Raw genomic sequence first — 24,375 nt, forward strand, 5'->3', positions numbered from 1 at the left:
GCTACACCGGGCCCGCCACCACCGACACGGTCTTCGCCAGCGACACACCCGAACCGTCGCGTCGCGGGTCCATCTCCGGAAGTTCCGCCGGTGTGCCGTCCCGTTGTGCGGCCTTCGCCGGTACGGCACCGGCCCAGGCCAGGGAGAGACAGTCCTCGCCCTTCAGGAAGCGCTGGCAGCGGACGCCGCCGGTGGCACGGCCCTTGCGGGGGTACTGGTCGAACGGGGTCAGCTTGGCCGTCGTCTGGACGGAGTCGTCCAGGGTGCCGCGCGAGCCGGCGACCGTGAACACCACGGCGTCCACGGCGGGGTCGACGGCCGTGAAGGAGATGACCTTCGCGCCCTCGGTGAGCTTGACGCCCGCCATACCGCCGGCCGGGCGGCCCTGGGGCCTGACCTGCGAGGCCTGGTAGCGCAGGAGTTGGGCGTCGTCCGTGATGAAGACCAGGTCCTCCTCACCGGTGCGCAGCTCGATCGCGCCGACGATCCGGTCGCCGTCCTTGAGCGTGATGACCTCCAACTCCTCCTTGTTCGTGGGGTAGTCGGGGACCACGCGCTTGACGACGCCCTGCTCCGTGCCGATGGCCAGGCCCGGGGAGGACTCGTCGAGGGTCGTCAGGCAGACGACCGTCTCGCCGTCGTCCAGGGAGACGAACTCCGAGATCGGCGCGCCGCCGGAGAGATTCGGCGTGGCCGCCGTCTCCGGGAGCTGGGGGAGGTCCACGACGTTGATCCGCAGCAGGCGACCGGTCGAGGTGACCGCGCCCAACTCGCCGCGTGCTGTCGCCGGGACCGCCGAGACGATCACGTCGTGCTTGGTGCGCCGGGCGTCGGCGTCCTCCGGGAAGGGCTCGCCGTTGGCCGTACGGGCCAGCAGTCCCGTCGAGGAGAGCAGGACCCGGCACGGGTCGTCGGCGACCTGGAGAGGCACGGTGGCGGCGGGGGCGCCCGCCGACTCCAGCAGGACCGTACGCCGGTCGGTGCCGAACTTCTTCGCCACCGCGGCCAGTTCGGTCGAGACCAGCTTGCGCAGCTCGGTGTCCGACTCCAGGATGCGGGTCAACTCGGCGATCTCCGCGGTGAGTCGCTCCATCTCCGACTCCAGCTCGATCCGGTCGAACCGGGTGAGCCGGCGCAGCGGCGTGTCCAGGATGTACTGCGTCTGGATGTCCGACAGGGAGAAGCGCTCCATCAGGCTCTGCTTCGCCTGCGCGGAGTTGTCGCTGGAGCGGATGATCCGGATGACCTCGTCGATGTCGACGAGCGCGGTGAGCAGGCCCTCGACCAGGTGGAGGCGGTCGCGCCGCTTGGTGCGGCGGAACTCGCTGCGTCGCCGTACGACGTCGAAGCGGTGGTCGAGATAGACCTCCAGGAGTTCCTTGAGGCCCAGTGTGAGGGGCTGGCCGTCGACCAGCGCCACGTTGTTGATGCCGAAGGACTCCTCCATCGGCGTCAGCTTGTAGAGCTGCTCCAGGACCGCTTCCGGTACGAAGCCGTTCTTGATCTCGATGACCAGGCGCAGGCCGTGGGCCCGGTCGGTGAGGTCCTTGACGTCGGCGATGCCCTGCAGCTTCTTCGCGCCGACCAGGTCCTTGATCTTGGCGATCACTTTCTCCGGGCCGACGGAGAAGGGCAGTTCGGTGACGACGAGGCCCTTGCGGCGCGCCGTCACGTTGTCCACGGAGACGGTGGCGCGGATCTTGAAGGTGCCGCGGCCCGTCTCGTACGCGTCCCGGATGCCGGTGAGGCCGACGATCCGGCCGCCCGTGGGCAGGTCGGGGCCGGGGACGTGGCGCATCAGGGTGTCCAGGTCCGCGTTCGGGTAGCGGATCAAGTGGCGGGCGGCCGCGATGACTTCGCCGAGGTTGTGCGGCGGCATGTTGGTGGCCATGCCTACGGCGATGCCCGAGGAGCCGTTCACCAGGAGGTTCGGGAAGGCGGCGGGCAGGGCCACCGGCTCCTGCTCCTGGCCGTCGTAGTTCGGGGCGAAGTCGACCGTGTCCTCGTCGATCGACTCGGTCATCAGGTTCGCGGCCTCGGAGGGCCGGCACTCGGTGTACCGCATGGCGGCGGGCGGATCGTCGTTGCCCAGCGAGCCGAAGTTGCCGTGGCCGTCGGCCAGGGGCACGCGCATGGAGAACGGCTGGGCCATGCGCACCAGGGCGTCGTAGATCGAGGCGTCGCCGTGCGGGTGCAGCTTGCCCATGACCTCGCCGACGACACGCGCGCACTTCACATAGCCGCGGTCGGGGCGCAGGCCCATCTCGTCCATCTGGTAGACGATCCGACGGTGGACCGGCTTCAGTCCGTCCCGGGCGTCCGGCAGGGCGCGGGAGTAGATGACCGAGTACGCGTACTCAAGGTAGGAGCCCTGCATCTCGTCGACGACGTCGATGTCGAGGATCCGCTCCTCGAACGAGTCGTCGGGCGGCGGGGTCTTCGTGCTGCGGCGGGCCATCGCTGCCGGCTCCTCTTTTCTGGTCGCTCGCCTGGGGGTCGCTCCCCTTCGGCTCACTCGTGCTGAAGCGTGAACGGGGTCTGACGTGAACCATTGTGGACCGCGGCACTGACAACCCGGACCAGGACCCGGCGCTGGCCGCTCGGCTCCGTCACCGACGGCTGCCGCGTGGGTCCACGTGTGCGACTGCCCGCAGGCTACGCGATCTCGCTCTGGGCGTACGTCCGCCGGGAACTTCGCCGACGGTCCGCACGCTTGCATACAGTGGCGGGACGAGCAGGATTTCTGCGGTTCCAGCCAGAGAATCCGCGATCGAAGGGACGTACATGCCCATGGGTCACACGGCCACCGCCGAGGCAGGCTCCGGCGGCCTGACAGCGACCGAACACCGCTTGGCCAACGGTCTGCGCGTGGTGCTCTCCGAGGACCACCTGACCCCGGTCGCGGCGGTGTGCCTCTGGTACGACGTCGGTTCCCGTCACGAGGTCAAGGGGCGTACCGGCCTGGCTCACCTCTTCGAGCACCTGATGTTCCAGGGCTCCGGACAGGTGAAGGGCAACGGCCACTTCGAACTGGTGCAGGGCGCGGGCGGTTCGCTCAACGGCACCACCAGTTTCGAGCGCACCAACTACTTCGAGACCATGCCCACCCACCAGTTGGAGCTCGCCCTCTGGCTCGAAGCCGACCGGATGGGTTCCCTGCTCGCCGCTCTCGACGACGAGTCCATGGAGAACCAGCGGGACGTCGTCAAGAACGAACGCCGTCAACGCTACGACAACGTGCCCTACGGCACCGCCTTCGAGAAGCTGACCGCCCTCGCCTACCCGGAGGGCCACCCCTACCACCACACCCCCATCGGCTCGATGGCGGACCTGGACGCGGCCACCCTGGAGGACGCGCGCGCGTTCTTCCGCACCTACTACGCGCCCAACAACGCGGTCCTGTCCGTGGTCGGCGACATCGACCCCGAGCAGACGCTCGCCTGGATCGAGAAGTACTTCGGGTCCATCGCGTCGCACGACGGCAAGCCCGTGCCCAGAGACGGCACCCTGCCCGAGGTGATCGGCGGCCAGTTGCGCGAGATCGTCGAGGAGGAGGTCCCGGCCCGCGCCCTGATGTGCGCCTACCGCCTGCCGAACGACGGCACGCGCGCGTGCGACGCGGCCGACCTCGCCCTCACCATCCTCGGCGGCGGCGAGTCCTCGCTCCTCTACAACCGTCTTGTACGACGCGACCGTACGGCCGTCGCCGCCGGCTTCGGGCTGCTGCGGCTGGCCGGAGCGCCCTCCCTGGGGTGGCTGGACGTCAAGACGTCCGGTGACGTCGAGGTACCGGTCATCGAGGCCGCCATCGACGAGGAGCTCGCCCGGTTCGCCGCGGAGGGCCCCACGGCCGAGGAAATGGAGCGCGCCCAGGCCCAGTTGGAGCGTGAGTGGCTGGACCGTCTCGGCACGGTCGCGGGCCGCGCCGACGAACTCTGCCGCTACGCCGTCCTGTTCGGCGACCCGCAGCTCGCCCTGACCGCCGTACAGCGCGTCCTGGACGTGACGGCCGAGGAGGTCCAGGAGGTCGCCAAGGCCCGCCTGCGCCCCGACAACCGCGCGGTGCTCGTGTACGAGCCGATCGCGGACGAGGATGACGAGGACACCGAAGCAGCGGCCACCGACGAGAACGAGGAGGCGGCCAAGTGACCGAGCTCGCCACGATGGAATTCCACCCGCAGCCCCAGGCGGGCGAGGCCAGGCCCTGGGCCTTCCCGGCGCCCGAGCGAGGCACGCTCGGCAACGGCCTGACCGTCCTGCGCTGCCACCGCCCCGGCCAGCAGGTCGTCGCCGTCGAGGTGCTCCTGGACGCGCCCCTGGACGCCGAACCGGCCGGCCTGGACGGCGTCGCCACGATCACCGCGCGTGCCTTCTCCGAGGGCACCGACAAGCACTCCGCCGAGGAGTTCGCCGCTGAGCTGGAGCGCTCCGGCGCCACCCTCGACGCGCACGCCGACCACCCCGGACTGCGTCTGAGCCTGGAGGTCCCGGCCTCGCGCCTGGCCAAGGGGCTCGGCCTGCTGTCCGACGCGCTGCGCGCGCCCGCCTTCGCGGACAGCGAGGTCGAGCGGCTGGTCCGCAACCGCCTCGACGAGATCCCGCACGAGACGGCCAACCCGTCCCGCCGCGCGGCCAAGGAGCTGTCCAAGGAGCTGTTCCCGGCGAGCTCGCGCATGTCGCGTCCGCGCCAAGGCACCGAGGAGACCGTCCAGAAGATCGACTCGGCCGCCGTACGCGCCTTCTACGACCGGCACGTCCGCCCCGCGACGGCCACTGTCGTGGTCGTCGGCGACCTCACCGGCATCGACCTGGACGCGCTGCTCGCCGACACCCTGGGCTCGTGGACGGGTTCCTCCGCCCAGCCGCGCCCCGTGCCCTCGGTGACCGCCGACGACAGCGGACGGGTCGTGATCGTGCACCGACCCGGCGCCGTCCAGACGCAGTTGCTCATCGGCCGGGTCGGATCCGACCGGCACGACCGTGTCTGGCCGGCCCAGGTGCTCGGCACGTACTGCCTCGGCGGCACCCTCACCTCCCGCCTGGACCGCGTCCTGCGGGAGGAGAAGGGCTACACCTACGGTGTGCGGGCGTTCGGCCAGGTGCTGCGCTCGGCGCCCGACGGCACCGGCATCTCGATGCTCGCCATCAGCGGCTCCGTGGACACCCCGAACACGGGCCCCGCCCTGGACGACCTGTGGACGGTGCTGCGCACGCTCGCGGAGGGCGGACTCACCGACGCCGAGCGGGACATCGCCGTACAGAACCTCGTCGGGGTGGCGCCGCTCAAGTACGAGACCGCCGCGGCCGTGGCGAGCACGCTGGCCGACCAGGTCGAGCAGCACCTGCCCGACGACTACCAGGCGACGCTTTACCAGCAGCTCGCCGCGACCGGCACCGTCGAGGCCACCGCGGCGGTCGTGAACGCCTTCCCGGTGGACCGTCTGGTGACGGTCCTGGTCGGCGACGCGGAGCAGATCAAGGAGCCCGTGGCGGCTCTCGGCATCGGCGAAGTGACCGTCGTTCCGGCGGAGTAGAGGGTTGCGCGGCGGCACGCGCGCGTGAGGGCCCTGGTGACTGAGGCGTCATCAGGGCCCTCTCATGTCCGAATTGGGGGAGAGGTTGCCTGTCTGCCCTGTGGCATGCGCTACAAAAACCGTGATCCGTTTGGGGATTGAAAGTGGCCCCCCTTAGCGTCGGTCCGGCTGTCCGTCAGGCACCGCGCCGCACCAGCGGCACCGGACAGTCATCGCCGAGTCCCCGTACGGCGCGAGCCAGGGGAGCCGGGGACCCACATCAAGAGTCCCTGGGGTGAATCGGACGCCCGCGCACCGCGAGGGGGTCCGTAGGAGACCTTCCTGCTCCGAACCCGTCAGCTAACCCGGTAGGCGAGAAGGAAGGAAAGGACCAGCCACTTCATGGCGTTCACCCGCGCCACCGGGAAGCACCGTCGCCCGAGCCGGACCCACCGCACCACCGTTCGTGCCGCGAGTGTCGCGGCTCTCGCCACCTCCGGCGTCGTCGGCACCCTGGCCGCCGCCCCGGCGTTCGCCGCGGAGCCCGCCGCCGAGCAGACCGGCCTCACCCCCGTCGTCGCCATCGGCGACTCCGTGGCCGAGAAGATCGACGCCCAGGCCGCCGCCCAGCAGCAGGCCGCCGATGAGCAGGCCGCCAAGGAGATCGCCCGGGCCAAGGCCGCCGCGCTGGCCAAGGCGGAGCGCGACGCGGCGGCACGCGCCGCCCGCGCGGCCGAGCGCAAGAAGCTCAACACCTTCGTCGCGCCGGTCTCGAACTCGTATGTCTCCACCGGCTACAAGACCGGCGGTTCCCTGTGGTCCTCCGGTGCCCACACGGGCATCGACTTCCACGCCTCGACCGGCACCTCCGTCCACGCGGTGGGCTCCGGCACGGTCGTCGACGCGGGCTGGGGCGGCTCGTACGGCAATCAAGTAGTGATCAAGATGGCGGACGGCATGTACACCATGTACGGCCACCTGTCGTCCATCGGCGTCTCCGTCGGCCAGACGGTCACCCCGGGCCAGCAGATCGGCCTCTCCGGGGCCACCGGCAACGTCACCGGGCCGCACCTCCACTTCGAGGCCCGCACGACCGCCGAGTACGGCTCCGACGTCGACCCCGTCGCCTACCTCCGCAAGCACGGCGTGAACGTCTGACGACGCACCACCGCACTTCCCGAAGCCCTGGCCCGCCGGCCGGGGCTTTCGGTGTTTGTGGAGCCCGCCTGTCCAAAAAATATCCATGGATTCCGGCCCCCCATCGGAAATTCCCGCTCATTGCAATAGAGTCACGGAACACACGTCAATCGTCGACGTTTCACGGGGATTAAGGCGGAGGTCGGACATGCGTATTCCGGCGCACTCGGTATGCACGGCGATCCGGGACGACATCGTCGCCGGTGTCTACGAGCGCGGCGGCCGGCTCACGGAGGAACTCCTCGCGCGCCGGTACGGCGTCTCGCGCGTCCCCGTGCGGGAGGCCCTGCGCACGCTGGAGGCCGAGGGGTTCGTGGTGACCCGGCGGCACGCGGGCGCGTGCGTCGCGGAACCGACCGAGCAGGAGGCCGCCGACCTGCTGGAGATGCGGATGCTGCTGGAGCCGCTCGGCGCCTCACGGGCCGCCCAGCGGCGCACCGAGGCCCACCTCAAGGTGTTGCGCGGTCTCGTCAGGCTGGGCCAGGAGCGCGCCAGGCGGGGCAACAGCGAGGACCTGCGCTCCCTGGGCAGTTGGTTCCACGAGACGCTGGCCCAGGCCTCCGGGAGCCCCGCGCTGACCTCGATGCTGACCCAGTTGCGGCACAAGATCGCCTGGATGTACGCGGTGGACGCACCGGCCAACCCCGTCGAGTCCTGGGCCGAGCACGGGGCCATCGTGGACGCCGTGGCGCGCGGTGACAGCGAGCGCGCGCGGGCGATCACGGCCCTGCACACCGAGCGCGCGGGCACCGCGCACCGTGTGAGGACTTCGCAACCTCCCGTAAACATGTCGGGTCTGCGGCATTAACACGGGCGCCGTATACAAAGAGGAGCTAATTCGCGGGGGATTATTTCCGCTGCCCGCAAGTGGAATTGCGAAGGGCTCGCCCGGTAATTCGGACGAGCCCTTCGGGGTTGCGGTGCATCGTTGTGCATCGCTTTTGGGCGATAAGCACGGCAACCATCAATTGAGGAGTGCTCAGACGGTCTCGGGAAGCTCCTCGAGACCCTCCGAGACCAGCTTCGCCAGCCGGTCGAGGGCCGCGTCGGCGCCCTCGGCGTCGGAGGCGAGGACGATCTCCTCGCCGCCCTGGGCGCCGAGGCCCAGGACCGCGAGCATGGAGGCCGCGTTGACGGGGTTGCCGTCGGCCTTGGCGATCGTCACGGGGATACCCGAGGCCGTGGTGGCCCGGACGAAGATGGAGGCGGGGCGGGCGTGAAGGCCCTCCGCCCAGCCGACGTTGACGCGGCGCTCAGCCATGTGATGCTGCCCTTCAGAGTCTCAGGGTTGTCTAGACCAGTTTCCCACACGTGAAGCGAGCCCGGAGCGGTCCCGCGGACCTCCGGAGCGAGTCGTCGGATCGCGGCCTCGATCCGACTCCCCATCGCTGTGTTCACCCACAGACTGCCTCGCGCCGTTGTCGGACGCGAGCCGTACGCTGGGGCCCATGCAGACCTCGTCGGACCGGCACGAGTACCCCGCCCACTGGGAAGCCGACGTGGTGCTGCGCGACGGGGGTACCGCCCGCATCAGGCCCATCACCGTCGACGACGCCGATCGCCTGGTCAGCTTCTACGAGCAGGTCTCCGACGAGTCGAAGTACTACCGCTTCTTCGCGCCGTATCCTCGCCTGTCCGCCAAGGATGTCCACCGCTTCACGCACCACGACTTTGTGGACCGGGTGGGACTCGCGGCCACGGTCGGCGGCGAGTTCATCGCCACCGTACGCTATGACCGCATTAGTGCCGACGGTCGTGCCGCCTCCGCCCCCGCCGACGAGGCCGAGGTCGCCTTCCTGGTGCAGGACGCGCACCAGGGCAGGGGCGTCGCCTCCGCCCTCCTCGAACACATCGCGGCGGTCGCCCGCGAGCGCGGCATCCGCCGCTTCGCCGCCGAGGTGCTGCCCGCCAACAACAAGATGATCAAGGTGTTCACGGACGCCGGCTACACCCAGAAGCGCAGCTTCGAGGACGGCGTCGTACGCCTGGAGTTCGACCTCGAACCCACGGATCGGTCCCTCGCCGTGCAGCGCGCGCGGGAGCAGCGTGCCGAAGCGCGGTCCGTACGACGGCTGTTGGTGCCCGGCTCGGTCGCGGTCGTCGGCGTGGGCCGCGCCCCCGGAGGGGTGGGCCGCAGCGTGCTCGACAACATCAGGGCCGCCGGGTTCACCGGCGGCCTGTACGCGGTGAACCAGGCCTTCTCCGAGGAGCGGAAGGACCTCGACGGGGTGCCGGCGTACCGCTCGGTGCGCGACATCGAAGGGCCCGTCGACCTCGCGGTCGTCGCCGTCCCCGTCGAGCACGTCCCCCAGGTCGTCACCGAGTGCGGCGAACACGGAGTGCAGGGACTCGTCGTGGTCACCGCCGGTTACGCGGAGAGCGGCCCCCAAGGACGCGAGCGCCAGCGCGAACTCGTCCGCCACGCGCGCACGTACGGCATGCGCATCATCGGGCCGAACGCCTTCGGGGTCATCAACACCGCCGCCGACGTCCGGCTGAACGCGTCCCTCGCCCCCGAGATGCCCCGCCCCGGACGCATCGGACTCTTCGCCCAGTCCGGCGCCATCGGCATCGCCCTGCTGTCCCGGCTGCACCGGCGCGGCGGCGGGGTCACCGGCGTCACCGGTGTCTCCACGTTCGTGTCGTCCGGCAACCGCGCGGACGTGTCCGGGAACGACGTCCTTCAGTACTGGTACGACGATCCCCACACCGATGTCGCCCTCATGTACCTGGAGTCCATCGGCAACCCCCGCAAGTTCACCCGCCTCGCCCGCCGCACCGCCGCGGCGAAGCCGCTGGTCGTGGTCCAGGGAGCGGGATCCGCCCCCCAGGGACACGCCGTACGCGCGACCCGCCTGCCGCACGCGACGGTGTCCGCGCTGCTGCGGCAGGCCGGAGTGATCCGCGTGGAGACGATCACCGAACTGGTCGACACGGGGCTGCTGCTCGCACGGCAGCCGCTGCCCGGCGGGGCACGGGTGGCGATCGTCGGGAACTCCGAGTCCCTGGGACTGCTGACGTACGACGCGTGCCTCTCCGAGGGGTTGCGGCCCTCGCCGCCGGTGGACCTGACCACGGCGGCGACGGCGGGGGACTTTCACCGGGCCCTGTCGGGAGCGCTGGCCGACGACTCCTGCGACGCGGTCGTGGTGACCGCGATACCCGCCGTGGGGGAGGGGCCCGCTGAGGACGCGGCGCTGGCGGAGGCGTTGCGGTCGGCGGCCGAAGAGGTCCCCGGGAAGCCGGTGTTGGTGGTGCACGTGGAGTTGGGCGGGCTGGCGGAGGCGCTGTCGGCCGCGACCAGCACGGCACCACAGGCCGTTTCGAAGCGGGAGAACCATCGCCCCGCGGAACGACCGGCCACCGCGGTGCAGGCACCCGAAGGGGCCGGCCTCATCCCCGCCTACCCCGCCGCCGAGCGCGCGGTCCGCGCCCTCGCCGAAGCCGTGAAGTACGCGCAGTGGCGGCGCGAGGCCGTCGACCCCGGCCGGGTGCCCGAGTTCGAGGACATCGACGAGAAGGGGGCCGCGGAGCTGATCGGCGGGCTCCTCGCGCGCGGGCAGGGCCTCACGCTCGGCGCCGACGAGACCTGCGAGCTGCTCGGGAAGTACGGCCTCGACGTCCATCGCGCGCTGCCCGCGCCCACCCCCGAAGCCGCCGCCGAGGCCGCCCGCACCCTCGGCTACCCGGTCGCCCTGAAGGCCACCGCCCCGCACCTGCGGCACCGCGCCGACCTGGGCGGCGTCCGCCTGGACCTCGCCGACGAGGAGCAACTGCTGCGGGCGTACGCCGAATTGGGCGAGCTGTTCGGCAAGCCGGAGGAGCTGCGGCCGGTGGTGCAGCGGATGGCGCCGCGCGGCGTCGACACCGTCGTACGGGCCGTCATCGATCCGGCGGCGGGGGCCGTGCTGTCCTTCGGGCTCGCCGGGGCCGCCTCGCAGTTGCTCGGGGACACGGCGCACCGGCTGATCCCGGTCACGGACCGGGAGGCCGGTTCGCTGATCCGGTCGATCCGGACGGCGCCGCTCCTGTTCGGCTGGCGCGGTTCGACCCCGGTCGACACGCCTGCCCTGGAGGAGCTGATGCTGCGGGTGTCGCGGCTGGTGGACGACCATCCCGAGGTGGTCGCCGTGACCCTGGAGCCCGTCGTCGTCGCCGCGCACGGCCTGAGCGTGCTCGGCGCCTCGGTCCGCCTGGCCCCGCCGCCCGTCCGCGACGACCTGGGTCCCAGGACGCTTCCCGTGTACTGACCGCGCACCTGGACAGCTGAAACGGGACAGTCCACAGCGGTGCCTCGCAGTCAGTGGGCCACCGTAGGATGGGCGTATGGCCAAGACCAGTACGACGACCCAGGGGCTGCGTGCGGCGATCGAGCGCAGCGGCTACTACCCGGCCCTCGTGGCCGAGGCGGTGGAGGCCGCCGTCGGCGGCGAGCCGATCCGGTCGTTCCTGGTCCACCAGGAGACCACGTTCGACCAGAACGAGGTGCGCCGGCACGTGACCGTGCTGGTCCTCACCGGCAACCGCTTCATCGTCAGCCACACCGACGAGCAGGTCGCCGACAGCACCTCCCCGACGCCGTACGCCACGACGTCCACGGAGTCCGTGAAGATCGGCCGGATCTCGTCCGTGGTGCTCAGCCGGGTGGTCGCCAACCCGGAGTCGTACGCGCCGGGCACGCTGCCGCGCGAGGTCGTGCTGACCATCGGCTGGGGTGCCGTCTCCCGGATCGACCTGGAGCCGGCCGCCTGCGGCGACCCCAACTGCGAGGCCGACCACGGCTACACGGGCAACTCGACGGCGGACGACCTGAGCCTGCGCGTCAGCGAGGCAGGCGACGGACCGGAGACGGTCCAGCAGACCCTCGCCTTCGCCCAGTCCCTCTCCGAGGCGACCGCGGACGTCCCGCACTGATGGCACAGCCCGCCACCTGGGACCATCCCGAGCCCCTGGCCCTCTCCTCCGCGCCCGTCCCCGAGTACGGCTCCGGCTCCCTCGCCGACCTGCTGCCCACGCTGGCCGCGGGCATGGGCGTACCCGGTACGACCGCGACGATCCCGGAACTGACCGCGGCCGACCGCAACTGCGTCTTCCTGATCGACGGCCTCGGCTGGGAGCAGATCAAGGACCACGCGGACGAGGCTCCGTACCTCCACGCGCTCCTCGGCAGCTCGCGCGGCGGCACGGGACGTCCACTCACCGCCGGCTACCCGGCGACCACCGCCACCTCCCTCGCCTCCGTCGGCACCGGCCTGCCGCCCGGCGCCCACGGCCTGCCCGGCTACACCGTGCGTGACCCGGCCACCGGCGCGCTCATGAACCAGCTCCGCTGGCAGCCGTGGACCGAGCCGAAGACCTGGCAGCCGTACCCCACGGTCTTCCAACTGGCCCAGGACGCGGGCGTGCACGCCGCCCAGGTGTCGTCCCCCACCTTCCAGAACACCCCGCTGACGAAGGTCGCGCTCAGTGGCGGAACGTTCCACGGGCGGCTGACCGGCGAGGAGCGCATGGACCTCGCGGCCGAGCAACTGGCCGCCGGGGACCGCTCCTTGGTGTACACGTACTACGCCGAACTCGACGGCGCAGGCCACCGCTACGGCGTCGCCTCCGACACCTGGCGCGGCCAGCTCATGTACGTCGACCGGCTGGTCCAGCGCCTCGCCGAGCAACTGCCGCCGCGCAGCGCGCTGTACGTCACCGCCGACCACGGCATGGTCGACGTGCCCTTCGACGACGACCACCGCATCGACTTCGACGCGGACTGGGAGCTGCGCGCCGGGGTCGCCCTGCTGGGCGGTGAGGGCCGGGCGCGCCATGTCTACGCGGTGCGGGGCGCCGAGAGCGACGTGCTGACCTGCTGGCGCGAGGTGCTCGGCGAGCAGTTCTGGGTGGCCTCGCGGGACGAGGCGATCGCGGCGGGCTGGTTCGGCCCGCACATCGACGAGCGTGTTTACGACCGCCTCGGCGACGTGATCGCGGCCGCCAGGGACGACGTTCTGATCATCGCCTCCGAGCGGGAGCCGAAGGAGTCGGCGATGGTCGGCAACCACGGTTCGATGACCCCTGCCGAGCAGTTGGTCCCCCTGCTCGAAGTACGCTCCTGAAGCCCCACTGTCCCCTTCTCCGCCGAAAGGTGCTCAACTCCCCATGCCCGAGCTGGTGTTCTTCTCCGGAACGATGGACTGCGGGAAGTCGACCCTGGCGCTCCAGATCGAGCACAACCGCTCGGCGCGCGGACTGGCGGGGATGATCTTCACCCGGGACGACCGCGCGGGCGAGGGAAAGCTTTCCTCACGCCTCGGCCTGGTCACCGACGCGGTGGAGGTCGAGGACGAGCAGGACCTGTACGCGTACGTCGTCGACCACCTCTCCCGGGGCGGCCGCGCGGACTACGTCATCGCCGACGAGGCACAGTTCCTGGCGCCGGTGCAGATCGACCAACTCGCGCGCGTGGTCGACGACCTGAGCCTCGACGTCTACGCCTTCGGCATCACGACCGACTTCCGCTCCAAGCTCTTTCCCGGCTCCCAGCGCCTGGTCGAACTCGCCGACCGCGTGGAGGTCCTCCAGGTCGAGGCCCTGTGCTGGTGCGGCGCCCGCGCCACCCACAACGCCCGCACGATAGGCGGCGAGATGGTCGTCGAGGGCGCCCAGGTCGTCGTCGGCGACGTCAACCAGGCGGAGGCCATCGGCTACGAGGTCCTGTGCCGCCGCCACCACCGCCGCCGCATGACAGCGGCCACGGCACATGCGGCGGCCCTGTCCCCGGACGTGCTGCCGATGACGTCGGCCTAGGGCGTACGACTACCGCGGACTCTGGATCACCGAGAACATCGCGCCCTCGGGGTCGCTCGCCGTCGCCACGCGGCCGTAGGGGCTGTCGTGGGGCGGGGTGAGCGGGTGGCCGCCGAGGTCGATGATCCGGCGTAGGGCCTCGTCCGTCTCGGCGACCTCGAAGTACGTCATCCAGTGCGGGCCCCGGTCGCGGGGGAGGGCGGTGCCCACGCCGTGGATGCCGGCGACCGGGTGGCCGTCCAGGTGCAGGGTGACGTAGTCGAAGTCGGCGGGTCCCACCGGCCGCTCCTCATAGCCGAAGACCGCCCCGTAGAACTTGGCGACGCTCTCGGTCTCGAAGGTCAGCAGTTCGTTCCAGGCGGGTGTGCCGGGGACGCCCGTGATGCTCGTGCCGAGGTGTGCCGCGGCCTGCCAGATGCCGAACACCGCGCCCGAGGGGTCGGAGCCGATCGCCAGGCGGCCGGCCTCTTCCGCCTCCAGGGGCCCCACCCCGACCGTGCCGCCGCACATCCGTACCGTCTCGGCCGTCTGGTCCACGTCGTCCGAGGCGAGATACGGCGTCCAGGCGATGGGCAGGTGCCGGTCCGCCGGCAGTTGGCCGATGCCCGCCACCTCCTGCCCGTCGAGCAGGGCCCGCACGTAGGGGCCGAGCTGATGGGGGCCGGGTTGGAACTCCCAACCGAACAACTCCCCGTAGAACTCCTGAGTCGTGGCCATCCCGTGCACCATCAGACTCACCCAGCAGGGTGTGCCCTGCGTACGCCGAGTGTGCGTGTCGCCGTTCAGGCCGGCCGACGCCCGTGCCTCGGTCATCGTCACCTTCTCCTCGGCCCCTCGCGGTGGCCGTGTCGCTTCCGCTCTGCGGATCCGCGTGCCGCAGCCGCGTACACGCTCCGTGCCGATGCTCGCACTCCCCGTGGCGGGGCGTGCCCCGGCCGCGCCGTCGACGGGCGGCTCACGTAGGGAGGATGGCCGGTCTGCGGCCTCTCGTCCGTTTCCGGATGATTGCCACGGGGTGTCCATCGGCTGTACAGCATGTGCTCGATCCCGTACGCCTCGTGATCGAGGCTGTCCGGCCGAGCAGAGTAGTCGGACCTGGGCGCGGCGGCCACCCCTTGCGCAAGGATGGGGGCCATGAACGCCATCATTTCCGCCTCCGAACTGGCGAACGATCTGACCGGCACGAACCCGCCGGTGCTGCTCGACATCCGCTGGCAGCTCAGCGTCGCGAAGGCGGCCGGTGAGCCGCCCTTCGACGGACACGCCGCGTACGCGACCGGGCATCTCCCCGGTGCCGTCTATGTGGACCTGGACAAGGAGCTGGCCTCGGCCCCCGGTCCACGCGGCCGGCACCCCCTGCCCGACCTCGCGCGGTTCGGCGCCGCGATGCGCCGCGCGGGCGTGTCGAGGGGCCGACCGGTCGTCGTGTACGACGGCGGCCAGGGCTGGGCGGCGGCCCGCGCGTGGTGGCTGCTGCGCTGGACGGGTCACCCGGACGTGCGGGTGCTCGACGGCGGCCTTCCCTCCTGGGAGGGGTCCCTGGAGACGGACGCACCGGCGCCGGCCGAGGGCGACTTCACCCCGGAACCGGGTGCCCTACCCCTCCTGGACGCCGATGGAGCCGCCGCACTGGCCCGCAGCGGAGTCCTGTTCGACGCCCGCGCGGGGGAGCGTTACCGGGGCGAGGTCGAGCCGATCGACAGGGTGGGCGGCCACATCCCGGGCGCGCTGTCCGCGCCGACCAACGAGAACGTGGGCCCCGACGGCCGCTTCCTCCCCGCGGAGGAGTTGGCCGCCCGCTTCAAGTCCCTTGGCGCTACGGAGGGAACGGGCGTCGGCGTGTACTGCGGCTCGGGCGTCTCGGGCGCCCACGAGGTGCTGGCGCTGGCGGTGGCCGGAATCCCGGCCGGGCTGTATGTCGGTTCCTGGTCGGAGTGGTCCTCGGACCCGGAGCGGCCGGTCGCCGTCGGCCCCGACCCGCAGTAGCGGCCGTAGGAGACGACGGGAAAGGGCCCGCGGCCGACACCGGCCCGGGCCCTTCTCCTCGTACGACGGACCGCTACTCCTGCTTCTTCCTTCGCGTCCCGAACACGATCTCGTCCCAGCTCGGCACCGCCGCTCTACGGCCCGGACGGACGCCGTCCGCCTCTGCCTGGCGGTCGGTGGAGCCGATCAGACGGTCGCGGTGGGCGCCGACGGACCGGGGCATGAGCACATCCGCGTAGGCCGAACCGGCCGAGGCGGCGGGCGCCGGAGGCTCCTCCTCCTCCGGTTCCACGACGGGCTCTTCCGGGGGCTCCGCGGGGCGCTCGGGGACCACCATGTCGCCGCGGAAGCTCGGTACCGCCTCCAGGAGGCTGGTCAGCGAGTCGCGCTCGCTCTCCTCGACCGGCTCGGGCGACGGCAGCGCGGGACGCTCCGGGCGCTCCAGGGCACGGTCCATCGGCCGGTCGCGGGGCAACCGGGCGATGCGCGGGACGAACGGGAAGCTGGGTTCGGGGGTCGCGGCGAGGTCGTCGGACTCACCGATCAGCGAGCGCGCCTCGTCGTCGACGGCCTGCACGAGCCGCCGGGGCGGGTCGTACGTCCAGCTCGCGGAGTGGGGCTCGCCCGCGACCCGGTAGACCAGCAGGACCTCCCAGGTGCCGTCGTCGCGGCGCCAGGAGTCCCACTGGACGGTGTCCTTCTCGGCACCGCGCAGCGTCAGCCGTTCCTGGACGGCCTCGCCGAGCTGGGGCCCCGCGTTCTCGCCGGGGCGGCGGACCGGAGTCTTCCGGGCCCGCTCGGCCATGAAGGCACGCTCCGCGAGGACCGGGCCCTCGAAGCGGCGCACCCGGTCGACGGGGATGCCGGCGAGCTGGGCGACCTCCTCGGCGGAGGCGCCGGCACGTATACGCGCCTGAATGTCTCGGGGGCGGAGATGGCTCTCCACCTCGATCTCGATCTGGCCGAGGCGGGGACGGTCGCCGCGTACGGCGGCGCGCAGACGCTCGTCAATCGGAAGCGTGTACTCCGTGCTGTCCGCAGCCTTCAGCACCAGCCGTGTGCCGTCGTTAGAGACGGCCACGACACGCAGTTCGGGCATGGGGACCTCCCGGGTGGTGCCTGCCGACGTCACGTGCGTCGCTGCTTCCGCTAGTCGAGTGTGGCCTGCCCGGGTGCAGCCTGCCACAACCTTGCCGAGTTGCCCGGCGTGTCGGGCATGGGCCCCGGCTCGCCGTTATGGCACGGTTACCTATTCGCAACGCTAAGTGACCAACTACGTCACCCTGTGCAACTGGCCCCTTCTGGGCGGTCCATAAGGCCGCGGACGCCCTGGCGGGAGACCGGACCCAGGGCTCGCAACAGTACTCCATTTGGACCACGTGCGTGGATTGGCACGCCGCCCAACTTCCTCTGCTGGGTGGGACTTGGCGCCCCGGGGCGGGGTCGGGCGATCTTGAAAGTGGCGTACGTCACGCAATAGCCGGAAACGGAAACATTGGGTTCGGCTGCGCCCGGCGCGTCGGCTACTGGCCCAACACCCGCCGCAAGTAGTCGTTCTGGAACCGCCGGTCGGGGTCCAGCCGGTCCCGCAGCGCCGTGAACTCGCCGAAGCGCGGGTAGATCCCGGCGAAGTACTCCGCGTCCCTGGTGTGCACCTTGCCCCAGTGCGGGCGGCCCTCGTGCGCGGTGAGGATGCGCTCGGCGGCGGTGAAGTACGCCTGATAGGGCGTGCCCTTGAACATGTGGACGGCGATGTACGCGCTGTCGCGCCCGGAGGCCGTGGAGAGCGTGATGTCGTCGGCTGGGGCGGTACGCACCTCGACGGGGAAGCTGATCCGCAGGTCGGACCGGTCGACCATGGCCTTCAGCTCGCGCAGGGTCTCGACGAGGGCCTCGCGCGGGACGGCGTACTCCATCTCCACGAAGCGCACCCGGCGCGGCGAGGTGAAGACCTTGTACGGGATGTCGGTGTAGGTCCGCGCGGACAGCGCCTTGCTGGAGACCTGCGCGATCGCGGGCACCGTACCGGGCACCGCGCGGCCGACCCACTGGACCACCTGGAAGACGCCGTTGGAGAGAAACTCGTCCTCGAACCAGCCGGCGACCGGGCGCACGGGTTGCTCCGGGCCGGCGCTGCGGTTGTTGCGCTTGGTGTTGGTGCTGCCGGTGTGCGGGAACCAGTAGAACTCGAAGTGCTCGTTCTCGGCCCAGAGTTCGTCGAAGCGACCGGTGACCTCGTCGAAGGTCATCGGCTCCTCACGGGCCGTCAACAGGAAGACGGGCTCCACGGCGAAGGTGATCGCGGTGATGATGCCGAGGGCGCCGAGGCCGATCCGGGCGGCCGCGAAGACATCTGGGTTCTCCTTCTCGGAGCAGGTGAGCACTGAGCCGTCCGCCGTCACCAGCTCAAGTCCCCTGATCTGGGCGGCTATCGAGGCCGACTCGCGGCCGGTGCCGTGCGTGCCGGTGCTGGTCGCGCCCGACACCGTCTGCTCCATGATGTCGCCCATGTTCGTGAGCGACAGGCCCTCCCGCGCGAGAACCATGTTGACTCTCTTGAGCGGGGTGCCCGCCTCCACCGTGACCGTCATGGCATCGCGATCAATGTTGCGGATGCCGGTCAAGAGTTGAGGGCGGATCAACACACCGTCGGTGGCGGCGATCGACGTGAAGGAGTGCCCGGTGCCCACGGCCTTCACCGTCAGACCGTCCTCACCGGCCTTCCGTACGGCCGCCGCCAGTTCCTCCACGGAGGCGGGCGTGACCTCTCGCGCGGGCCGGGACGCGACCGTGCCGCCCCAGTTACGCCACGTGCCGTTCCTCGCGCTCGTTGTGGTGCTCAACGGTGCCTCCCCGACCCGGCGCCGGTCTGCTGAGCCGGCGGTACCCGAGGAAACCGACCGCGACCGCGACGGCACCGGCGACGACCGGAACCCCGTACCCGGCCCGCGCGCCGGCCGCGTCGATCACCCAGCCGGCGACGGACGAGCCGAGCGAGACCCCGACCGCCAGGCCGGTGCTCACCCAGGTCATGCCCTCGGTGAGCTTCGCGCGAGGTACGTGCTCTTCTATGAGGGACATCGTCGTGATCATCGTGGGTGCGATGGACAGGCCCGCAAGGAACAGCGCCACGGCCAGAAGCGGCAAGTTTCCGACCAGTAGGAGGGGGATCATACTCACGGCCATCGTGCATATGCCCAGTAGCCACCGTCGTTCTGGGACTCCCCGGACGCGCATCAGACCGAACACGACACCAGCCGTGCAGGAGCCCGCCGCATACAGGGCGAGCACCACACTGGCGCCGCCTTTGTGGCCCCGCTCGTCGGCGAACGCGACGGTGACCACGTCGACCGCCCCGAAGATCGCCCCCGTCGCCACGAACGTGACCACCAGGACCTGGAGACCGGCCGCCCGCAGCGCCGAGCCGCCGCCGTCGACGCCCCGCACGCGCGGGTGCGGGGCGGGCTCGGTGGCGCGCTGGGCCGTCAGCCAGAAGACACCGACCGCCAGGAAGCCGGCGGCCAGCAGCGGACCGGCCTCCGGGAACCACGCCGTGGACAGTCCGATGGAGATGATCGGCCCGAAGATGAAGCACACCTCGTCCACCACGGACTCGAAGGAGTACGCGGTGTGCAACTGCGGGGTGCCCCGGTACACGGCCGCCCAGCGCGCCCGGACCATCGCACCCAGGCTCGGCACCGATCCGATGCCCGCGGCGCACACGAACAGCACCCAGTCCGGCCACCCGAAGCGGGCGGCCAGCAGTAGCCCGGCCGCCGCGGCCAGCGCGACGAGCGTCGCCGGGCGCAGCACCCGCCGCTGCCCGAACTGGTCGACCCACCGGGAGATCCGCGGCCCGATCGCGGCGGCGGCCATCGCGATGGTGGCCGACAGCGCGCCCGCGAGCCCGTAGCGCCCGTCGATCTGGGAGATCATCGTGACCACGCCGATGCCCATCATCGACAAGGGCATCCGGCCGAGAAACCCCGCGGTGGAGAAACCCTTGGAGCCTGGGGCGGCGAACAGGGCGCGGTAGGGGCTGGGCACGGGTGTCTCCGGTCGGAAAGGCGCGGTGGCGGCTCAGTAAGGTGCGAATACGGCTGATACAGCTTACGAGAGGGGTGACCACGACGCACCTGTCCGGAAGCCCCCGGATCGCGACCCGGCACCCCGCCGTTACCCGGCTGTCAGTGCCGGGTGGCAGGATCGGACGCATGCCAGACGCGCTCGATGCCACCCCCTACGACGCCCTGCTCCTGCTCTCGTTCGGCGGACCCGAAGGCCCGGACGACGTGGTTCCGTTCCTGGAGAACGTGACGCGTGGGCGAGGCATCCCCAAGGAACGCCTCAAGGAAGTGGGGCAGCACTACTTCCTGTTCGGCGGGGTCAGCCCCATCAACGACCAGAACCGCGCCCTCCTGGACGCCCTCCGCAAGGACTTCGCCGACCACGGCCTGGACCTGCCGGTCTACTGGGGCAACCGCAACTGGGCCCCGTACCTGACGGACACCCTGCGCGAGATGGTCGCCGACGGCCGCCGCCGCATCCTCGTCCTGGCCACCAGCGCCTACGCCTCGTACTCCGGCTGCCGCCAGTACCGCGAGAACCTCGCCGACTCCCTGGCCGCCCTGGAGGCCGAGGGCCTTGACCTCCCCAAGGTCGACAAGCTGCGCCACTACTTCAACCACCCGGGCTTCCTGGAGCCGATGATCGACGGCGTGCTCGACTCTCTCGCCGACCTCCCCGAGGACGTCCGGGACGGCGCACACCTCGCCTTCTCGACCCACTCCATCCCGACCGCCTCGGCCGACAGCTCCGGCCCGGTCGAGCACCACGGCGACGGCGGGGCGTACGTCGCGCAGCACCTGGACGTGGCCCGGCTGATCGCCGACGCCGTCCGCGAGCGCACCGGCGTCGACCACCCCTGGCAACTCGTCTACCAGTCCCGCTCCGGAGCCCCGCACATCCCGTGGCTGGAGCCCGACATCTGCGACCACCTGGAGGAGCGCCAAGCGGCCGGCGTCCCCGCGGTCGTCATGGCACCCATCGGCTTCGTCTCCGACCACATGGAGGTCCTCTACGACCTCGACACGGAGGCCACCGCCAAGGCCGGGGAGCTGGGCCTGCCGGTGCGCCGCTCGGCCACCGTCGGTGCCGACCCGCGCTTCGCCGCCGCGATCCGCGAACTCGTCCTGGAGCGCGCAGCCGCCGAGAGCGGGCAGCAGCCCACACCCTGCGCCCTGGGCGCCCTCGGCGCGAGCCACGACCTCTGCCCGGTGGGCTGCTGCCCGGCCCGCGCCCCCCGCCCCGCCGCCGCGGGCGCCGACAGCCCCTACGCATGAGGAGCGCCGTGACCGACCCCCTGCACCAGGACCTGCTCGCACTCGCCCAGGAGGCCGCTCACAAGGCCGGCGCGCTGCTGCGGGACGGCCGCCCGGCCGACCTCGCGGTCGCCGCCACCAAGTCCAGCCCCATCGACGTCGTCACCGAGATGGACATCGCGGCGGAGAAGCTGATCACCGACCTGATCTCCGAGCACCGCCCCGACGACGGCTTCCTGGGCGAGGAGGGCACCTCCGCCGACGGCACCAGCGGCGTCCGCTGGGTCATCGACCCGCTCGACGGCACGGTCAACTACCTCTACGGACTGCCCACTTGGTCCGTCTCCATCGCGGCCGAGCTGCACGGCGAGACCGTCGCCGGGGTCGTCGCCGTCCCGATGCGCGGCGAGACCTTCCACGCCGTACTCGGCGGCGGAGCGTGGGCCACGGGCACCTGGGAGGGCGAACGCCGGCTCGCCTGCCGCCCCGCACCGCCCCTGGACCAGGCCCTGGTCTCGACCGGCTTCAACTACGTCACCGAGGTCCGCTCCCACCAGGCCGACGTGGCCCGGCAGTTGATCCCGCTGCTGCGCGACATCCGGCGCGGAGGCTCCGCCGCGGTCGACCTGTGCGACGTGGCCGCGGGCCGCCTCGACGCCTTCTACGAACGCGGCCTGAACCCCTGGGACCTGGCCGCAGGCGACCTGATCGCCCGCGAGGCAGGCGCCCTGACCGGTGGACGCCCCGGAGAGCGCCCCGCACGCGATCTGGCGATCGCGGGCACCCCTGGAGTGTTCGAGCCCCTGCAGCGCCTCCTGGAGGACTTCGGTGCGTGGCACGACTGACGACCACCAAAACCAACGGTGAGGGCCCACCAACTCCCACTCTCCCCACGCGCCGGCCGTGAGAGCGCCCCGAAGGCGACCGAACCAATAGAGGTGCGCGCGACTGCGCCTGATCAACACCGGCCCGGCCCGTAAAAAACAACAAAGCCCCGGCGCTGGATTCGCCGAGGCCCTGCTGCCCTGCTGTACGCGCTGATCAGACGCTCGTCGCGCCGACCTCCACACCGTGGTCGGCGGCGAGGCGGCGCAGGTCGTCGAGCTCGGCCTGTTCCACCTCGACGAGGAAGTCGTCGCCCTCGTCGCGAGCCCGCGTCAGGTCGGTCTCGGTCGCCCTTATGCGCTGCAGAAGTCCTGCGGTGAATGCGTCCATGCTGCGCCCCCTCGTCCTGGGTCGTGGGTCGGGTGGCACGGGGGTGTGCCGTTCGGAAGGGGCGATCACGTCTGCGGATGGGGTGCCCAGCGCTGCCCTGGCTGGGCGGCGACGGTGCCGGACACCCACGCCCGCTCTGCGGAAGCGGTTGGACGTACCACAAGGTGGCTTGCCACGTGCAGAGCGTGATCGCGGGGTGTAAAGCCGTCCTCCCCCCGCTTCCTTCCGTGGAAACCTCAACCCGCCGAGAAAATCCCGCATTCCCGGGCCTCATACCTGACCTTCATCTCGCGCTCGGCCGCCTTACAGCCGACTTATGGCCGAAAAGGGCAGGATGGAGGCAACACAGCCACGAAGACCCTGCCCGCGTGCGCCGAGGCGCGCTACGCGGGTGGACAGAGGAAGGACAAGCGACGTGCGCGTACTCGTCGTCGAGGACGAGCAACTGCTCGCCGATGCGGTGGCCACCGGACTGCGCCGGGAGGCCATGGCCGTCGACGTCGTGTACGACGGTGCGGCCGCCCTGGAGCGCATCGGCGTCAACGACTACGACGTGGTCGTCCTCGACCGCGACCTCCCGCTCGTGCACGGCGACGACGTGTGCCGCAAGATCGTCGAGCTGGGGATGCCCACCCGCGTGCTGATGCTGACCGCGTCCGGCGATGTCAGCGACCGTGTCGAGGGCCTGGAGATCGGCGCCGACGACTATCTGCCCAAGCCCTTCGCGTTCAGCGAGCTGACGGCACGCGTGCGTGCGCTCGGACGCCGTACGAGCGTGCCGCTGCCGCCCGTTCTGGAGCGCGCCGGCATCAAGCTCGACCCGAACCGCCGCGAGGTGTTCCGGGACGGCAAGGAAGTCCAGCTCGCGCCCAAGGAGTTCGCCGTCCTGGAGGTGCTGCTGCGCAGCGAGGGCGCCGTCGTCTCCGCGGAGCAGCTCCTGGAGAAGGCGTGGGACGAGAACACGGACCCGTTCACCAACGTCGTCCGTGTCACCGTGATGACCCTGCGCCGCAAGCTCGGTGAGCCCCCGGTCATCGTCACCGTCCCCGGCTCCGGCTACCGGATCTGATCCACTGTGGCCACGACCCCCGCGCCTCCCCAGGCGCCCCCGAAGCCCACGTGGGACCCCAGAAGGCCCGAACCGCCCTTTCCCTGGCTGCGTCCGACCATCCGTATAAGGCTCACGCTGTTGTACGGCGGCATGTTCCTGATCGCCGGCATCCTGCTGCTGTCGATCATCTATCTGCTGGCCGCGCACGCGCTGAACGTGGGCAGTGATCTGCCGTTCAAGATCCTCGAAGGCTCGGTGAGCAGCAAGACCTGCAACTTCCCGTCGCAGCCGTCGGCGACCGAGATGAACAACGCGATGAACGAGTGTGTCAACGAGCAGCGGCAGCACGCTCTGGACGACCTGCTCAGCCGCTCGCTGCTGGCCCTGCTCGGCCTCGCGATCATCGCCTTCGCCTTCGGGTACGCGATGGCGGGCCGGGTGCTGTCCCCGCTGGGCCGGATCACCCGGACCGCCCGCGCGGTGGCCGGCTCGGACCTGTCCCGCCGGATCGAGCTGGACGGCCCGGACGACGAGCTCAAGGAACTCGCGGACACCTTCGACGAGATGCTGGACCGGCTGCAGCGGGCCTTCACCGCCCAGCAGCGCTTCGTGGGGAACGCGTCGCACGAGCTGCGCACCCCGCTGGCGATCAACCGCACGCTCCTGGAAGTGCATCTGTCCGATCCCGGCGCCCCGGTCGAGCTCCAGCAGCTCGGCAAGACGCTGCTGGCCACCAACGAGCGCAGCGAGCAGCTCGTGGAGGGTCTGCTGCTGCTCGCCCGCAGTGACAACCAGATCGTCGAGCGCAAGCCCGTGGATCTCGCCGAGGTCGCCGAGCAGGCCGTCGACCAGGTGCACGCGGAGGCGAGGGGCAGGAATGTGGTCATCACCGGCGAGCGCAAGCCCGCGGTCGTCCAGGGCAACGGCGTCCTCCTGGAGCGCATCGCCCTGAACCTGGTGCAGAACGCGGTGCGGTACAACGTGCCGGAGGAGGGCTGGGTCGAGGTCACCACCGAGGTTCAGCACGGTCATGCGGTGCTGGTCGTCTCGAACACGGGTCCGGTGGTCCCGGCGTACGAGATCGACAACCTCTTCGAGCCCTTCAGACGGCTCCGTACGGAGCGAACGGGCAGCGACAAGGGTGTGGGCCTGGGGCTGTCGATCGCGCGGTCCGTGGCGCGCGCTCACGGCGGCCATATCTCGGCCCAGCCTCGGGACGGGGGTGGGCTCGTGATGCGAGTCACCCTGCCCATCTGAGATCATGTCGCCGACACACGAGGATGTTCGCTTTGCGCGG

General features: G+C 71.0%; 20 protein-coding genes and 1 riboswitch. Of the genes, 13 read left to right on the forward strand and 7 right to left on the reverse strand.

Annotation, left to right across the window (positions count from 1 at the left end; genetic code table 11):
* Position 1: 1 nt before the first annotated feature.
* Positions 2–2,458: a DNA topoisomerase IV subunit A gene (locus ABZT04_RS34740; RefSeq protein WP_356061370.1), complete on the reverse strand. Its 2,457-nt coding sequence runs from the start codon at positions 2,456–2,458 to the stop codon at positions 2–4.
* Between the two features lie 332 nt (positions 2,459–2,790).
* Between ABZT04_RS34740 and ABZT04_RS34745 the strand changes: the two genes are divergently transcribed.
* The 4 genes from ABZT04_RS34745 (at position 2,791) to ABZT04_RS34760 (ending at position 7,518) form a co-directional block, all read left to right on the forward strand.
* Positions 2,791–4,149 (forward strand): pitrilysin family protein, encoded by a 1,359-nt coding sequence (locus ABZT04_RS34745; protein WP_356061506.1) that lies wholly within the window; start codon positions 2,791–2,793, stop codon positions 4,147–4,149.
* On the forward strand, positions 4,146–5,534 hold the full coding sequence (locus ABZT04_RS34750) for a pitrilysin family protein (RefSeq protein WP_356061372.1): 1,389 nt from the start codon (positions 4,146–4,148) through the stop codon (positions 5,532–5,534). Before ABZT04_RS34745 ends, ABZT04_RS34750 begins: the two co-directional genes overlap by 4 nt.
* Before the next feature lie 203 nt (positions 5,535–5,737).
* Positions 5,738–5,902, forward strand: a riboswitch (cyclic di-AMP (ydaO/yuaA leader).
* 13 nt (positions 5,903–5,915) lie between these two features.
* Complete coding sequence (locus ABZT04_RS34755; protein WP_356061374.1) at positions 5,916–6,671, forward strand: M23 family metallopeptidase; 756 nt, start codon at positions 5,916–5,918, stop codon at positions 6,669–6,671.
* Positions 6,672–6,858: 187 nt separating this feature from the next.
* Positions 6,859–7,518, forward strand: a complete 660-nt coding sequence (locus ABZT04_RS34760) for a GntR family transcriptional regulator (protein ID WP_356061376.1) — start codon at positions 6,859–6,861, stop codon at positions 7,516–7,518.
* A 171-nt stretch (positions 7,519–7,689) separates the two neighbouring features.
* Here ABZT04_RS34760 and ABZT04_RS34765 read toward each other — a convergent pair whose 3' ends face one another.
* The gene (locus ABZT04_RS34765) at positions 7,690–7,971 is read right to left on the reverse strand and encodes an HPr family phosphocarrier protein (RefSeq protein ID WP_059198592.1); all 282 of its coding nucleotides are present in this window, start codon (positions 7,969–7,971) and stop codon (positions 7,690–7,692) included.
* 187 nt (positions 7,972–8,158) lie between these two features.
* Between ABZT04_RS34765 and ABZT04_RS34770 the strand changes: the two genes are divergently transcribed.
* The 4 genes from ABZT04_RS34770 (at position 8,159) to ABZT04_RS34785 (ending at position 13,505) form a co-directional block, all read left to right on the forward strand.
* Positions 8,159–10,960 (forward strand): GNAT family N-acetyltransferase, encoded by a 2,802-nt coding sequence (locus ABZT04_RS34770; RefSeq protein WP_356061379.1) that lies wholly within the window; start codon positions 8,159–8,161, stop codon positions 10,958–10,960.
* A 76-nt stretch (positions 10,961–11,036) separates the two neighbouring features.
* Complete coding sequence (locus ABZT04_RS34775) at positions 11,037–11,624, forward strand: DUF5998 family protein (protein ID WP_356061381.1); 588 nt, start codon at positions 11,037–11,039, stop codon at positions 11,622–11,624.
* The gene (locus ABZT04_RS34780; protein ID WP_356061383.1) at positions 11,624–12,814 is read left to right on the forward strand and encodes a nucleotide pyrophosphatase/phosphodiesterase family protein; all 1,191 of its coding nucleotides are present in this window, start codon (positions 11,624–11,626) and stop codon (positions 12,812–12,814) included. Before ABZT04_RS34775 ends, ABZT04_RS34780 begins: the two co-directional genes overlap by 1 nt.
* A 43-nt stretch (positions 12,815–12,857) precedes the next feature.
* A complete protein-coding gene (locus ABZT04_RS34785) occupies positions 12,858–13,505 on the forward strand; it encodes a thymidine kinase (protein WP_356061385.1) in 648 nt (215 codons plus the stop codon).
* Between the two features lie 9 nt (positions 13,506–13,514).
* Here ABZT04_RS34785 and ABZT04_RS34790 read toward each other — a convergent pair whose 3' ends face one another.
* On the reverse strand, positions 13,515–14,318 hold the full coding sequence (locus ABZT04_RS34790; RefSeq protein WP_356061387.1) for a VOC family protein: 804 nt from the start codon (positions 14,316–14,318) through the stop codon (positions 13,515–13,517).
* Between the two features lie 321 nt (positions 14,319–14,639).
* Between ABZT04_RS34790 and ABZT04_RS34795 the strand changes: the two genes are divergently transcribed.
* Complete coding sequence (locus tag ABZT04_RS34795) at positions 14,640–15,491, forward strand: sulfurtransferase (protein WP_356061389.1); 852 nt, start codon at positions 14,640–14,642, stop codon at positions 15,489–15,491.
* Between the two features lie 73 nt (positions 15,492–15,564).
* Here ABZT04_RS34795 and sepH read toward each other — a convergent pair whose 3' ends face one another.
* From sepH to ABZT04_RS34810, 3 genes are all read right to left on the reverse strand, one after another.
* Complete coding sequence (gene sepH, locus ABZT04_RS34800; RefSeq protein ID WP_356061391.1) at positions 15,565–16,590, reverse strand: septation protein SepH; 1,026 nt, start codon at positions 16,588–16,590, stop codon at positions 15,565–15,567.
* Between the two features lie 424 nt (positions 16,591–17,014).
* Complete coding sequence (locus tag ABZT04_RS34805) at positions 17,015–18,334, reverse strand: D-arabinono-1,4-lactone oxidase (protein WP_356061394.1); 1,320 nt, start codon at positions 18,332–18,334, stop codon at positions 17,015–17,017.
* Entirely contained in the window at positions 18,294–19,538 is a 1,245-nt protein-coding gene (locus ABZT04_RS34810; RefSeq protein ID WP_356061396.1) for an MFS transporter, read from the reverse strand. The genes ABZT04_RS34805 and ABZT04_RS34810 overlap by 41 nt, the downstream gene beginning before the upstream one ends.
* Before the next feature lie 167 nt (positions 19,539–19,705).
* On the opposite strand from ABZT04_RS34810, the gene ABZT04_RS34815 reads away from it, so the two are divergent.
* Both ABZT04_RS34815 and ABZT04_RS34820 read left to right on the forward strand, forming a co-directional pair.
* Positions 19,706–20,833 (forward strand): ferrochelatase, encoded by a 1,128-nt coding sequence (locus ABZT04_RS34815; RefSeq protein ID WP_356061398.1) that lies wholly within the window; start codon positions 19,706–19,708, stop codon positions 20,831–20,833.
* A gap of 8 nt (positions 20,834–20,841) precedes the next feature.
* Positions 20,842–21,657 carry an inositol monophosphatase family protein gene (locus tag ABZT04_RS34820; RefSeq protein ID WP_356061400.1) on the forward strand — a complete coding sequence of 272 codons (816 nt, stop codon included), beginning with the start codon at positions 20,842–20,844 and terminating at the stop codon, positions 21,655–21,657.
* A gap of 196 nt (positions 21,658–21,853) precedes the next feature.
* On the opposite strand, the gene ABZT04_RS34825 is transcribed toward ABZT04_RS34820, so the two are convergent.
* Positions 21,854–22,027 carry a hypothetical protein gene (locus ABZT04_RS34825; RefSeq protein ID WP_019061061.1) on the reverse strand — a complete coding sequence of 58 codons (174 nt, stop codon included), beginning with the start codon at positions 22,025–22,027 and terminating at the stop codon, positions 21,854–21,856.
* Positions 22,028–22,442: 415 nt separating this feature from the next.
* Here ABZT04_RS34825 and ABZT04_RS34830 point away from each other — a divergent pair, with 415 nt between their 5' ends.
* Positions 22,443–23,096: a response regulator transcription factor gene (locus ABZT04_RS34830; protein ID WP_010983842.1), complete on the forward strand. Its 654-nt coding sequence runs from the start codon at positions 22,443–22,445 to the stop codon at positions 23,094–23,096.
* A gap of 6 nt (positions 23,097–23,102) precedes the next feature.
* Complete coding sequence (locus tag ABZT04_RS34835) at positions 23,103–24,335, forward strand: HAMP domain-containing sensor histidine kinase (RefSeq protein ID WP_356061402.1); 1,233 nt, start codon at positions 23,103–23,105, stop codon at positions 24,333–24,335.
* The last annotated feature ends 40 nt before the right edge of the window (positions 24,336–24,375 follow it).

It is taken from the genome of Streptomyces sp. NPDC005492 (assembly GCF_040605995.1).
Lineage (GTDB): Bacteria > Actinomycetota > Actinomycetes > Streptomycetales > Streptomycetaceae > Streptomyces.